Source organism: Rhizobium sp. J15 (genome assembly GCF_002531825.1).
Lineage (GTDB): Bacteria > Pseudomonadota > Alphaproteobacteria > Rhizobiales > Rhizobiaceae > Rhizobium.
Map to the genome: position 1 here is coordinate 102,776 of NZ_NWSX01000007.1, position 13,038 is coordinate 115,813.

The following is a 13,038-nucleotide window of genomic DNA, read 5'->3' on the forward strand; positions in this document are numbered from 1 at the left end:
ATGCCGCCCGGAAGCGCGCAGCGGTTCCAGGATATAGGTCCAGGCGCCTCAGCCTTCGAAGACATGCGCCTTGCCTGATATGTCGAGGCGAACGAGATCGCCTCGCGCCGGAAGCGCGACGCTCGAGGTCTTGATCCTGATCGGCGGCAGGGCGACGCCGTCGAGCGAGACGGCAACGGTGCAGACCGCACCGCCGAATTCCACCTCCACGACCCGTCCGGCATGATTGCGGTCGCTGTCATCGGCAACGACGCGGATCTGCTCGGGCCGCAGCATGATCTCGGCCTTGCCTTGACGGCTGCCCTCGACGGCGACATGGCCCAGCGCGCAATCCGCAAGCCCGTTTCGGATGATAGCGGGAAGCAGCACGGCATCACCGAGGAACAGCGCCGTCTCGCGATCCCGGGGGTGCAGATACAATGATTGCGGCGAGCCGGCCTGGATCAGCCGTCCTTCCCTCAGCACTGCGACCTGATCGGCAAAGCTCAACGCCTCTTCCTGATCATGCGTCACCAGAATGGCGGTGATGCCGGCCGCCTGCAGCACGCGCGCGACCGCCTTGCGCATGTTTTCGCGCAAGCCTGTATCGAGCGCTGAAAACGGTTCGTCGAGCAGCATCAGCCGCGGCTTGCGGCCGAGCGCGCGGGCAAGCGCCACGCGCTGCTGCTGGCCGCCGGAAAGCTGATGCGGGCGCCTGACCAGCATGCCACGGTCGAGCTCGACCATATCGAGCAGCTCAATGATGCGCTTCTCGCGGTCCGCAGCCCCTTTCTCGAAACCGAAGCCGATATTGTCGGCAACGCTGAGATGCGGGAACAGGGCGCCGTCCTGCGAGACGATGCCGATGCCGCGCTTGTGGGCCGGCACCGCTGCCGGGCCATCCGCCAGCACTTCGCCATCCAGCGTCACCTTGCCCGCATCGGGCTGTTCGAAGCCGGCAACGATGCGCAGCAGCGTCGTCTTGCCCGAGCCGGAGGGGCCGACGACAGCCGTGCGGCTGCCCGCCTGCACTTCGAGCGAAATATCCTTCAGCGCCTGCACCGGGCCGTATCGCTTGCTGATATTGTCGATCGTAAGCAGCGTCATTGGCCGGCGGTCCGTTTCGATTGGGTATAGAGCGTCAAGGTGAGCGGCAGCGACAGCACGATCATCATGAAGGCGTAAGGGGCGGCCGAGACATAATCGATCTCGCTGGTCAGCGACCAGAATTTCGTCGCCAGCGTATCGACGCCGTTGGGCGACAGCATCAGCGTCGCCGTCAGTTCGTTGGTGATGCCGAGGGCGGCGAGCGCGACGCTGGCGGCGGCTCCGGGGGCCGCAAGGCGCATGGTGATCTGCCGCACCGCCTGGCCGGGCGTGCGGCCGAGGCCCATGGCGGCGCGCTCTAGCTCCACCGGCGCCTGGGCGATGCTGGCGCGCAGCCCCACCATGGCGCGCGGCAGGAAGAGCATTACATAGGCGACGAGCAGCGTCGCGAAGGTCTGATAGAGCGGCAGCACGAGACGCACGGTGATCGTCACCAGCGCCAACGCTACGACGACGCCGGGCAGCGAGCCGACATAATAGTGGCAGGCCTCGAGCAGGCGCTGGAAGCGGCCGGGCGCACGCACGGAAAGCCAGGCCATGGGCGCGGCGGCAATCGTCGCCAGCACGCCGCCGGCAATGGCGAGCACGATCGTCTGCAGAAAGGCGCTGCCGACTTCGATGCGCCAGATTTCGACACCACCGAGATAGAGCCAGCGCCCGAGCGTCACCAGCGGCACGCCGAGCGTCAGCACCGCGAGCGACACAGGCAGCAGCAGAGCCGGCACCGCAAACCAGCCAAGCCGGCGGCGATCCGCCGGACGCGGCGCGCCGGAGCCGACGCGGGCATAGCGTTCATTGCCGCGCAGCAGCACTTCGAGCCCGAGCAGGAAGAGACAGCAGGCGACAAGCACGCCGCCGAGCATGTTGGAGGCCGGGCTGTTATAGGAGGACTGGAACTGGTCGACGATCGCCGTTGCGAAAGTATCGAAGCGGATCATGACGAACAGGCCGTATTCCGACAGCAGATGCAGCGCGATCAACAGCGAGCCGCCGCAGATGGCAAACCTCAGCTGCGGCAGCACCGCGCGGAAGAAGACGCGCCAGGGATCGAGGCCGAGCGAGGCCGCGGCATCCTCGATCGCCGGATCGAGGCGGCGCAACGCGGCAGCGACCGGCAGGTACAGGAACGGATAATAGGCGATCACGGAGACGAAGACGCCGCTCTGCAGCCCCCGCATCCCAGGAATGACGCTGACCCAGGCATAGCTGTGCACGAAGGCGGGCACGGCGAGCGGAGCGATCGCCAGCCAGGCCCAGAGCCGCGCGAAGGGAATGTCGGTCCGCTCGGTCAGCCAGGCGAGCGTCACGGCAAGCGCGATCGAGAGCGGAATGGTGATCGATTCCAGCAGGACGGTATTGACGAGGAGTTCGCCGACGCGCGGCCGGAAGACCAGCGCCTTCACCGTTTCCCAGCCGACATCATAGGTGATCCAGCCGATGAAGCCGAGCGGCACGAGGCTGAAGATCGCCACGATGGTTGCAAGCAGAACCACGGAAGCGTGCGGCATGCGCCCGCGCGGCAACACCATTCGCACGGCCGCCGGCGCGACCGGCGCCTCGGTGCCGGATGCGAGCAATCTGTTGTCCTGCAGCAAGGCCGATGCCTTCACACGCTGAAAAAGGAAGGCAACCGCCTTTGGAAAGCGGTTGCCGGATATCGTCATGCCCTAAGGTTTTCTTGAGCCAAAAGCAATAGTTTTGGCCGGATGAAGCCTGCGGCAGAAAAGTCAGATCAGGCCGGCGGCCGTCATCAGTTCCACGACCTTCTTGCTGTCCAGCGTCGAAGCCTCGACCTTGGGAGCGTTGAGATCGGAAAGCGGCACCAGCTTGTCGTTGGAGGCCGCATCCTTGCCGACGGCATATTCATAGGAAGTGCCGTCCTTCAGAACCGCCTGGCCCGCCTTGCCGGTGATGAACTTCAGGAAGGCCTGGGCTTCCTTCATGTGCTGCGTGGATTTCAGGATACCGCCGCCCGAAACGCTGACGAAAGCGCCCGGATCCTGGTTCTTGAAATAATGCAGGCCGACATTCTTGCTGTTTTCGCCGGTCTTCGCCTGATCGCCGAACCAGTAGTAATGGTAGATGACCGCGCCTTCGACTTCGCCTGCATTGACCGCCTTCATGGCGACGCTGTTGCCCTTGTAGGGCGTGGCGTTGTCCTTGAGGCCCTTCAGCCATGCCTTGGTGGCGTCTTCGCCCTTCAGTTGCAGCAGGGCCGCGACGATAGCCTGGAAGTCGGCGCCGGCGGGTGCCGCGCCCCAGCGGCCCTTCCAGGCCGGGTCTGCAAGGTCGAGCAGCGACTTCGGCAGCTTGTCTTCCGTGAGCTTGGTCTTGTCATAGGCAAAGACTGTGGTGCGGGCGGCGATGCCGGTCCACATGCCGTCGGCCGGGCGGTACTGCTCCGGAACCTGATCCAGCGTTTCCTTGTCGACCGGGGCGAAGAGGCCCGCGCCGTCGACCAGCGTCATCGCCGGCGAGTTCTCGGTGAGGAACACGTCTGCCGGAGAGGCGTCGCCTTCCTGAATGATCTGGTTGGCGAACTGCATGTCGCTGCCCTGGCGCATGGTGACCTTGATGCCGGTCTCCTTGGTGAAGGCATCGATCCATTCGCGGCCCAGGCTTTCGTGCTGGGCATTGTAGACGACGATGCCGTCGTCCTGCGCCTGGGCGCCGCCGGCGAGTGCGGATGCGGAGAGAAGCGAAGCGGCCAGCGCCAGCACGCGGGAAAATCGGTTAAGAGCAATAGTCATGATGGCCTCCATGGCAATGTCACCCAGGCTCTCGAAGGGTGGTAAGAGGCGTATATTTTTCTTGACTACCCATTTCAAGTTTGGTCGCCACAGAAAAATCATCACAAAATCTTGACTAAATATTTCATATTACAGCGGAATAATCTCAATTTAGCCAAAAAGGGCGACGCGCCTCGCGAGCGCCGCCTTCGAAACCCGGCTCATTCCACGTCGAACTTGACGCCCTGGGCCAGCGGCAGGGTTCTGCCGTAATTGATCGTGTTGGTGGCGCGCCGCATATAGGCCTTCCAGGCATCCGAGCCGGATTCGCGCCCGCCGCCGGTTTCCTTCTCGCCGCCGAAGGCACCGCCGATCTCCGCGCCCGAGGGACCGAGGTTGACGTTGGCGATACCGCAATCCGACCCGCTTGCGGAGACGAAGGTCTCGGCCTCGCGCATGTCATTGGTGAAGATCGACGACGACAGCCCCTGCGGCACGGCATTGTGCAGCGCCACCACGTCGTCGAAATCGCTGTATTTCATCACATAGAGGATCGGCGCGAAGGTCTCGTGCTCGACCGGCCCCGTCTGCTCGGGCATTTCGACGAGCGCCGGGCGAACGTAGAAGGCTCCATCGGCCGAACCATTGTCGATGCGCTCGCCGCCGATCACCTTGCCGCCGGCCGATTTTGCCTCGCCGAGCGCTGCCTGCATCTTCTCGAAAGCCTGGCCGTCGATCAGCGGTCCCACAAGCGTGCCGGCTTCCAAGGGATTGCCGATGGTGACGGAGCCATAGGCCTTCTGCAGGCGCGGCACCAGCTGGTCGTAGACGCTTTCATGCACGAAGAGACGGCGCAGCGTCGTGCAGCGCTGACCGGCGGTGCCCATGGCGGAGAAGGCGACGCCGCGCAGCGTCAGGTCGAGATCGGCGCTCGGGCAGACGATCGCGGCATTGTTGCCGCCGAGTTCGAGAATGGCGCGGGCAAAACGCTGCGACAGGCGCGGGCCGACGGCGCGGCCCATGGCCGTCGAGCCGGTGGCCGAAACGAGCGGGATCTTGGGATGGTCGACCAGGACCTCGCCGACGTCGCGGCCGCCGATGATCAGCGTCGACAGATTGGCCGGCGCCTTGCCGCCTTCGGCGACGAAGCGCTTCAGCGCCTTTTCGAACAGCGCCTGGACGGCGAGCGCCGTCAGCGGCGTCTTTTCCGAGGGCTTCCAGACGGTGGAATTACCGCAGACGATCGCCAGCGCCGCATTCCAGGACCAGACGGCGACGGGGAAATTGAAGGCGGAGATGATGCCGACCACGCCGAGCGGATGCCAGCTTTCCATCATCCGGTGCTCGGAGCGCTCGGTGGCGATCGTCAAGCCGTAGAGCTGACGGGAAAGGCCGACGGCGAAATCGCAGATGTCGATCATCTCCTGGACTTCGCCAAGGCCTTCCGAGGTGATCTTGCCGACCTCGATCGAGACGAGACGGCCGAGCGCCGTCTTTGCGGCGCGCAGCTCCTCGCCGAGCAGACGGACCAGTTCGCCGCGCTTCGGCGCCGGGACGGAGCGCCATTCCAGGAAGGCCTTGTGCGCTTCCTCGATCGCCGCCTTCGTCTCGGAAACGGAATGTTCCCCGAGCTTGCCGATTTCCTTGCCTGTGACCGGCGACGTGACGGATAGCGTGCCGCCCTGATAGCGGCCCGCATCGACGCCGAGTTCGGCAAGCAGCTTGGCGGTTTCGGTGGCGAGATCGAGGACGGCGATGGTCATTGTCGTGGTTCCAATCTTGATTTTGTCAGAAGCGGGCATCGGCGAAATGGGCGACCTGCGCGCCGGCTTCGTACCATATTTCCTTGAGCGCCCGGAAGCTCGGTTCGGTGGGCGCAGTCAGCGGCAGCGGCAGATCGGCCTCTGAAAGCCGGCCCAGAATGTGCTCCGCCAAGGTGCGGCCGAAGACCGTTCCCGGCGCGATGCCGCGGCCATTATAACCGGAAAAGCCGATGACCCCCGGCGCAAATTTGTGGAAGCGCGGCAGCGCATTGTCGGTCATGCCGATCTGGCCATACCATTCGCATTCGAATTCGACATCGCCGATGATCGGAAAGAGCCGCTTCAAGGCGCGCTTGGCCCAGCCCTTGTGTACGGCGAGCCCGGTATTGCGCAGCGCCCCGACGCTGCCGAAAACCAGGCGGCCGGCCTGGTCCATGCGGAAGGAGGAAAGGATGTCCTTGGTGTCCCAGACACCCTCCCGCCCCGGCAGGATCGACTGGCGCAGATTATGGCCGAGCGGCACCGTGGCGAAATTGAAATAGGGCAGATAGACCTGCTCGTTGCGCACCTGCTCGAACGGGCCGGTGCTGTAGGCATCCGTCGCGACGATGATCCAATCCGCGCTGACTTCGCCGTTTTCCGTCTTCACGCGCCAGCGGCTGCCGCTGCGCTCGGTCGCAACGACCGGGCTCGATATGTGGATGGCGACGCCTGCCTTGACGACGGCATGAGCGAGGCCGCGCGCATAGGCAAGCGGCTGCAGCGTTCCGGCGCGCAGGTCGAGCAGCGAACCGGCATAGGCATCGCTGCCGATGCGTTTGGCCGTCTCCGCCGCGTCAAGTAGCCTCACGGGCGCGCCGCGGGCGGACCATTGCGCCGCGCGCTGCTCGATCTCCTTCAGCCCATCCGGCCCGACAGCGCAATGCAGCGTGCCGTTCCGTTCGAGCTCGCAGGCAATCCCATGCCTGTCGATCAGTTCCATGACGAGTTTCGGGGCGCTGCCGAGCAGGTCGAGCAGGCGTTCGCCATGCACCGGGCCGAGCACGCCGGGCAGATCGTCGGGCATCACCCACATGCCGGCATTGATCAGCCCGACATTGCGCCCCGCGCCGCCGAAACCGATCTCCTTGCCCTCCAGCAGCACCACCTTCGAGCCGGCTTCGGCAAGATGCAGGGCGGAGGAAAGACCGGTGTAGCCGCCGCCGACGATGACGACATCGGCCGAAACCGCGCCTTCGAGAGACGAGGTCGCCGGCGCTTCGGGGGCGGTCTTTTCCCAGAGGCCGTGGGAGCGCGGATCATTCAGCATGGCTCGGTCCGATCGGATGGAATGACGGTACTCTACCGCATAAAACGAGGACTTGAAGGGCCGCCTGGTACAGCTGGGACACGAAGACCCTCGGCATCTGGAAGCTCCGGCTCATTCCGTTTTTGCAGGATGAGACTCTTTACAAGCTCCGGAAAGCCGGAAATATCGAAATTTCGGAAATAGCTCATTCTGAACCGGAATGACCATGCTCGCTTCAAGACGTTTTCTGCCATCGATCTCGCATCTCGCCGCCTTCGAAGCGGTCGCCCGCACCGGCAGCGTCACCGCCGCCGCGCGCGAGCTCGACCTGACGCAGAGCGCCGTCAGCCGCCAGGTGAGCGCGCTGGAAGAGCAGCTCGGCGTCGAGCTCTTCCTGCGCGAACGCCAGACCATGCGGCTGACGCTTGCCGGTGACGGCTATGCCCGCGAGATCCGCGAGGCGCTGCGGCGCATATCGAGCGCCTCCTTGAACCTGCGTGCCAATCCGCATGGCGGCACGCTCAATCTCGCCATCCTGCCGACCTTCGGCACGCGCTGGCTGGCGCCGCGCCTCGGGCGCTTCCTCGCCGCCAATCCCGGCGTCACGATCAATCTGGTGACCCGTCTTTCGCCCTTCGATTTCCGCCTCGATTCGATCGATGCCGCCATCCATTTCGGCCATCCGCATTGGCCGGGCGCCGAGCTGGTCTTTCTGATGTCGGAGCGCACGGTGCCGGCCTGCAGCCCAGATTTTCTCAAGCAATACGCGATCTCGCGGCCGGAAGACCTGCTTGCCGTTCCGCTTCTGCACCTGACGACGCGGCCCGACGCCTGGGAGCAATGGTTCGCCGGCAACGGCGTGTCCTTCGAAAGCGTGCACGGCATGCTCTTCGACCAGTTCGCCACGGCAGCACAAGCCGCCGCCGCCGGCCTCGGCGTCGCCCTGCTGCCGACTTTTCTGATGCGGGAGGAACTCAGGCGCGGCGATCTCGTCGCCGCCGTCGACCGCGAGATGGAAAGCCGCGAGCGCTATTATCTCGCCTTCCCGTCCGAGCGCGCCGACTATGCGCCGCTTACCGCCTTTCGCGACTGGATCGTCGCGGAAGCCGCCGCCAACCCGGCGGCGTGACGAACGGCTTGCATCCGTACGGTGCTTTCGACCATTATGCGCGCAAACAAATCTTTCAGGAAATTCCCATGAAGCCGATCTTCGTCCAGCTCCAATGCGCACCCGGCAAGACCTATGAGGTCGCCGACGCCATCTACCAAACCGAACTGGTCTCGGAGCTCTATTCCACAAGCGGCGATTACGATCTGCTGTTGAAGGTCTACATCGAGGAAGGCCAGGATATCGGCAAATTCATCAACGACAACATCGCCAATATTTCAGGCATCGTCCGCTCGCTGACGACGCTCACTTTCAAGGCGTTCTGACTCCCGTCAGAGACGGTTAACCCTGTCGCGAAGAATCGCCTCCGCAGGACGTTAGCGAAACCACGCCTTAACGCCCGAGATATCTGGTCGCTGCTATAAAATCCGCGCCAACACGAGCTTGGCACGCGCAGCGACAGGTGGAAAATGGCGATCATCGAGGCAGACAGGGCGCGCGAGAATCCGCAGCCGGAAACGGCTCCGCTGATCGTCCATGTCGTGCGCCAGTTCCTGCCCAATCGCGGCGGCCTGGAAGACGTCGTCGCCAATCTCGGCCGCCAGACCCTCCGCCGCGGTTATCGCGTGCGCGTCGTCACCCTCGATTCGCTCTTCACAGCCCCTGATAAAAAGCTGCCGCCTCGCGAAGATATCGACGGCATCGAAGTCGTGCGCATTCCCTGGTCCGGCAGCAGCCGCTATCCGCTGGCGCCGCAGGTTTTCCGCCATCTCGCCGATGCCGATCTTCTGCATGTCCATGCCATCGACTTCTTCTTCGATGCGCTCGCCTGGGGCCGGCTGCTGCACGGCAAGCCGATGATCGTCACCACCCATGGCGGCTTCTTCCACACCAGGAAATATGCGGCGATCAAGAAGATCTGGTTTCGCACGCTGACCCGCGCTTCGGCGATGGCCTACCGCCGCGTCGTCTGCTGCAGCGCTTCCGATCTCAAGCAGTTTTCCGAGATCGTGGCAGATAGCCTGCTGATCGAAAACGGCGCCGATATCGGCAAATTCGCCGATACCGCTTCGCGCCGGGCAAGGCGCCGCATCGTCACGATCGGCCGTTTCTCGGTGAACAAGCGGCTCGACCACTTGCTCGATGCGATGGCAGTGCTGAAGGCCCGCGACCCGGAATGGCATCTCGACATCGTCGGCGCCGAATCCGACCTGAACCGCAGGGATGTCGAAAGCGAGATCGAAAGCCGGGACCTGACCGGCCGTGTCACCCTGCATGTCTCGCCCGACAACGATAGCATCCGCCGCATCATCACCGAGGCTTCGCTCTTCGCCTCCGCCTCGGAATATGAAGGTTTCGGGCTGGTGGCGCTGGAGGCGATGAGCGCCGGTCTCCAGCCGGTGCTGAACGCCAACGATGCCTTTGCGACGCTTGCCGCCCGCCATCCCGCCATCAAACTCGCCGATTTCACCAGCCCCGAAACGGCCGCCACGGCGATCGAATCAGCTTATGAAAGTCTTTCGCGCGAACCGGATATCGTCCGCGCCAGACTTCTCGACGCCGCTCGCGGCTATTCCTGGGATATCGTCGCCGGGCGCTACATCGATCTCTACAGATCGTTGAACATCGGCGCCGCCGAAAGTCTCTGAACCCACTCGTTCAAAATTCCGATCATGCTCTGGCGAGACGGATGATCTCGTCGAGCACGAATTTGCGCGACTGCGGCGGCGTCAGATTGTGGTCGGCATCCGGCAGCATCAAGAGCCGCACGTTCGAATAGCGGGAAAGCTTGGCGCCGCGCGGCCCGAAATGGAAATAGACGTGGTCGAGCCCGACGTCGCCCTCGCTGTAGATCAGCGTCAGCGGCACCTTGCGCTTGCTGAATAGCGCGAAGGAATGCCGGACCTCGCGGGCGATATGGCGCCGGTCGGGAAGCAGCTCGAGCAGCGGCGCGACAAAGGGCGACAGCCGCCGGCCGCCGGCAATGACGATATTCTGCAGCGCCGCCACGACGTCCACCTGGCCGCTGATAAGCCGTTTCAACGTATCGAGCCGCGCCAGGCGCTGACCGTAATCGTCGAGGCTCCGGGGGACGGAAACGACATGCTCCCTGCGCACCGGCACTTCTGGATCCCAGTAATAGACGAAGGGATTGATCGAGACGACCGCCTTCAGCCGCTCGTCGGCGACGCCGGCGCGGAAGGCGACGTAGCCGCCGCTGCACCGGCCGGCCACCATGACGGGGCCGGCGACGACGCTTTCGAGCAGATCGAGCGCGGCGATCGCATCGTCGGTCTGCGTCTTGGAATACAGCACCTGTTCCGGCGCGTCCGGCCGCGGCGGGCTGTCGCCGACATTGGCGGAATCGAAGCGCAGTGAAACGACGCCCTGGCGCGCGAGTTCACGCGCCATGTCCACCGTCGTCCGTCCCCAGCCGGCATGCCGGTCATAGGCGGTCGACAGGAAGAGCACGCCATTGCCCTTGATCTCGCCGAGCGGCCGGCTGACGACGCCGACCAGATGATCGTGGCTCCCGAAACGCACCGGCATTTCCACGAAACCCTCGCCGGCAAGCGGCGTGCTGTCGATCGTTGCCGGCGAATGCGCGGCAGATGTTTCCGCCGTCGCGCTATCCAGCCATGCCGTCAGCTGCCCGACAACGGCCATGGGCGTCTTGGCAAAAAGCGGATTGGTGACGAGCTCGTCATAACCTTCGAAGGCGTTCTGCTCGACATCGGCGCCGAGCGCCCTCAGCGCATCGGCAAAGCCCGTATCCTCGGCCCGGATGGGGCGTTCGAGGATCAGGTAACGGGACGCTGCGATCCCCTGCGGCGAGGCGATGTTGAGCTTGCCGAGCTCGGCGGCGATCTCCTCTGGCATGACGAGCCCGGCGATCTGCACCTTGGCGGCCTGCACATGCTCCTTGCCGAGGCCGAGATCGGCGTCAATGATCTTGGACCACATGTTGAGTTCGCGCAGATAGGCCCGCCCGCTCAGCACCGGCGCCAGCATGACGAGGCTGTCGACGCCATCGATCGAAGAGCCGATCCGCTGGGCGAGAGTCCCGCCGAGGCCCTGCCCGATGAGGATGACGCGATCGCAGCCGGTGAGCGACTTCAGCTTGGCCGCCGCCGCGCGGATCGAATTTTCCCAGGTTTCCAGGCTTGCCGGCAGCGCGCCGAAATCGAGCGCATCGCCGGTGCCGCGATAGTCGAAGCGCAGGCTCGGCACGCCGATATCGGCAAAATGCTCGGCCGCAACACGGAAGAATTTGCGGCTGCACATCTCCTCGAAACCCCAGGGGCTGACGAAGAGCACGGCGGCCGAACGCTTCTTCACGTCGGCATTCTCCGGCATGAACAGGCCGACCGTGCCATCGAAGACGACGGGCAGGGCAGCGCGGCGCCCTGCGCCCTCGGCAGGCTCCAGCGAGAATTCGCCGGGGGCGACCTTGGCGCGATCGGGATCGTCGGGAAGCCGCGGCGCAATGAAATTGATGACATGGCCGACCGGCCGCCGCAGCGCGGACGGCATCTTTTCGAGAATGGAGCGCATCACCTCCACATCCTCGCGCGGCACGGCGCGCAGCACGCGAAGCGCGGCGAAATGAGCAAAGGTGCCGGCGATGATCGCGAAGACGAGGCCGACCGGACCATGGACGAATTCGAGAACGGAAATCGCCGCGCAGGCGCACAATACGGAGGCGAGCGTCACCTTCGTCAGGCTTGCGTAGAGACCCGAAAGCTGGGATCCGAATCCGGTCTGTCTGATCATCATCACCGACATCGCAACGAACACGAGAATGCGCACCAGTGCGGCCCCCTCGGCGGCAAGCCTAGGTACGATCAGTAAACAACCGGCTACCATCAGGAGGCCACCTATCACACTGATGTTCAGGCGGGAGCGGGCCTTGTCCATCGACAGAAGATAGAGGCTGAGGATCTGCATGAAAGTATAGGCGGGCGCGACGAGCGCGAGCAGCGCCACCACCGTGCCGCTGCGGCGGAACGCTTCGCCGAACACCACGTACACCAGTTCGCTGGAGATCGCCGCAAGCCCGAGGCTCATCGGCAGCACGATATAGGCCATGCTGCGGGTGACGGCGGCGAAGACCTCGACCGGCAGGGTCGAATCGTCACTGCTGTGCCGGCGTTCGGAATAATAAGGCAGCAGGCTGCCGGTCATCTGGATCGGCAGCTGAAGGGCGATATTGGCGATCGACAGGCCGACGGCATAGTAGCCGACCATTTCCACCGACCAGAACTGCTGCAGGAAGAGCAGCTCGAGCCGGTTGAGAAAAATCGAATCGATGATGAACTGGATCGACAGGATGACGGAGGAAGAGGCGAGATATTTGAGCGAAACCCCGCACCAGTCGCGCCGCGCAAGGAGGATCGGCAGCGTGGCGAAAAACAGCACGAGCTGGCCAAGCGCATAGCCGACGAGGACGCCTTCGACGCCATAGAGGACAGCGCCGCCGGCGACGCCGGCGAGCTGGATGATCGAGACGGCGACCGTCAGCTTGAAGAAGCTGCCAAGCTTCTTTTCGCCGATCAGGTAGAATTTGACGAAGGATCCGATCGCCTGGACGAAGAACAGGGCGCCCGTGACCAGAGCGACGGAAGGCGCGGTTTCCGCCCAGTGCATCTTCTCGGACGTGAGGAAAAACAGGGCATAGAGCGCCAGCAGCACGACGGTCGAGAACATCATGAAGCTGACGAGGATGGAGGCAAAGCCCCGTCGGCGGCGGGCATCATAGCCCTCCGCCGAAAGCTGCGGCAGCGTCTTCAACAGCGTGATGCTGGAGCCGAGCTCGGCGATCGAGGCGCCCGTCACCACCAGCCACAGCGAGAAGGCGACGATGCCGTTGGCCTCAGGTCCGAGCAGCCGGGCGGTTATGATCGAGGAGACGAAGCCTGTCAGCAGCAGCAGCATACCCGCCGCCGCATTCATCACCGAATTTGCGATAATACCCTTCGACATCTATCCATCCGCCAGGATCGGCCTAAGGCCGGATACCCGCCATCTCTAATGCGAAAATGTTAAAATAAAGCGGAGCGGCGA

General features: G+C 64.0%; 9 protein-coding genes. 3 read left to right on the forward strand and 6 right to left on the reverse strand.

What is annotated here, in order from left to right; all coding sequences use genetic code 11:
- Nucleotides 1-48 precede the first annotated feature (48 nt).
- From CO670_RS08395 to CO670_RS08415, 5 genes are all read right to left on the reverse strand, one after another.
- Complete coding sequence (locus CO670_RS08395) at nt 49-1,086, reverse strand: ABC transporter ATP-binding protein (RefSeq protein WP_097589820.1); 1,038 nt, start codon at nt 1,084-1,086, stop codon at nt 49-51.
- On the reverse strand, nt 1,083-2,750 hold the full coding sequence (locus CO670_RS08400; RefSeq protein WP_097589821.1) for an iron ABC transporter permease: 1,668 nt from the start codon (nt 2,748-2,750) through the stop codon (nt 1,083-1,085). The genes CO670_RS08395 and CO670_RS08400 overlap by 4 nt, the downstream gene beginning before the upstream one ends.
- A gap of 63 nt (nt 2,751-2,813) precedes the next feature.
- Nucleotides 2,814-3,836, reverse strand: a complete 1,023-nt coding sequence (locus CO670_RS08405) for an iron ABC transporter substrate-binding protein (protein WP_097589935.1) — start codon at nt 3,834-3,836, stop codon at nt 2,814-2,816.
- Between the two features lie 200 nt (nt 3,837-4,036).
- Nucleotides 4,037-5,578, reverse strand: a complete 1,542-nt coding sequence (locus tag CO670_RS08410; protein WP_097589822.1) for an aldehyde dehydrogenase family protein — start codon at nt 5,576-5,578, stop codon at nt 4,037-4,039.
- 25 nt (nt 5,579-5,603) lie between these two features.
- On the reverse strand, nt 5,604-6,887 hold the full coding sequence (locus CO670_RS08415; RefSeq protein WP_097589823.1) for an FAD-binding oxidoreductase: 1,284 nt from the start codon (nt 6,885-6,887) through the stop codon (nt 5,604-5,606).
- A gap of 199 nt (nt 6,888-7,086) precedes the next feature.
- Here CO670_RS08415 and CO670_RS08420 point away from each other — a divergent pair, with 199 nt between their 5' ends.
- The 3 genes from CO670_RS08420 (at nt 7,087) to CO670_RS08430 (ending at nt 9,623) form a co-directional block, all read left to right on the forward strand.
- Nucleotides 7,087-7,995 carry a LysR family transcriptional regulator gene (locus CO670_RS08420; protein WP_097589824.1) on the forward strand — a complete coding sequence of 303 codons (909 nt, stop codon included), beginning with the start codon at nt 7,087-7,089 and terminating at the stop codon, nt 7,993-7,995.
- 68 nt (nt 7,996-8,063) lie between these two features.
- Nucleotides 8,064-8,300 carry an Lrp/AsnC ligand binding domain-containing protein gene (locus CO670_RS08425; protein WP_097589936.1) on the forward strand — a complete coding sequence of 79 codons (237 nt, stop codon included), beginning with the start codon at nt 8,064-8,066 and terminating at the stop codon, nt 8,298-8,300.
- Nucleotides 8,301-8,444: 144 nt separating this feature from the next.
- Nucleotides 8,445-9,623: a glycosyltransferase family 4 protein gene (locus tag CO670_RS08430; RefSeq protein WP_097589825.1), complete on the forward strand. Its 1,179-nt coding sequence runs from the start codon at nt 8,445-8,447 to the stop codon at nt 9,621-9,623.
- 22 nt (nt 9,624-9,645) lie between these two features.
- Here CO670_RS08430 and CO670_RS08435 read toward each other — a convergent pair whose 3' ends face one another.
- Nucleotides 9,646-12,957 (reverse strand): alpha/beta fold hydrolase, encoded by a 3,312-nt coding sequence (locus CO670_RS08435; RefSeq protein WP_097589826.1) that lies wholly within the window; start codon nt 12,955-12,957, stop codon nt 9,646-9,648.
- Nucleotides 12,958-13,038 lie beyond the last annotated feature (81 nt).

What these genes read in the sequence shown, in the direction of transcription:
- CO670_RS08415 (WP_097589823.1), bottom strand. Translation starts at nt 6,887, where the DNA reads ATGCTGAATGATCCGCGCTCCCACGGCCTCTGGGAAAAGACCGCCCCC.
- CO670_RS08410 (WP_097589822.1), bottom strand. Translation starts at nt 5,578, where the DNA reads ATGACCATCGCCGTCCTCGATCTCGCCACCGAAACCGCCAAGCTGCTT.
- CO670_RS08405 (WP_097589935.1), bottom strand. Translation starts at nt 3,836, where the DNA reads ATGACTATTGCTCTTAACCGATTTTCCCGCGTGCTGGCGCTGGCCGCT.
- CO670_RS08395 (WP_097589820.1), bottom strand. Translation starts at nt 1,086, where the DNA reads ATGACGCTGCTTACGATCGACAATATCAGCAAGCGATACGGCCCGGTG.
- CO670_RS08420 (WP_097589824.1), top strand. Translation starts at nt 7,087, where the DNA reads ATGACCATGCTCGCTTCAAGACGTTTTCTGCCATCGATCTCGCATCTC.
- CO670_RS08425 (WP_097589936.1), top strand. Translation starts at nt 8,064, where the DNA reads ATGAAGCCGATCTTCGTCCAGCTCCAATGCGCACCCGGCAAGACCTAT.
- CO670_RS08400 (WP_097589821.1), bottom strand. Translation starts at nt 2,750, where the DNA reads ATGACGATATCCGGCAACCGCTTTCCAAAGGCGGTTGCCTTCCTTTTT.
- CO670_RS08435 (WP_097589826.1), bottom strand. Translation starts at nt 12,957, where the DNA reads ATGTCGAAGGGTATTATCGCAAATTCGGTGATGAATGCGGCGGCGGGT.
- CO670_RS08430 (WP_097589825.1), top strand. Translation starts at nt 8,445, where the DNA reads ATGGCGATCATCGAGGCAGACAGGGCGCGCGAGAATCCGCAGCCGGAA.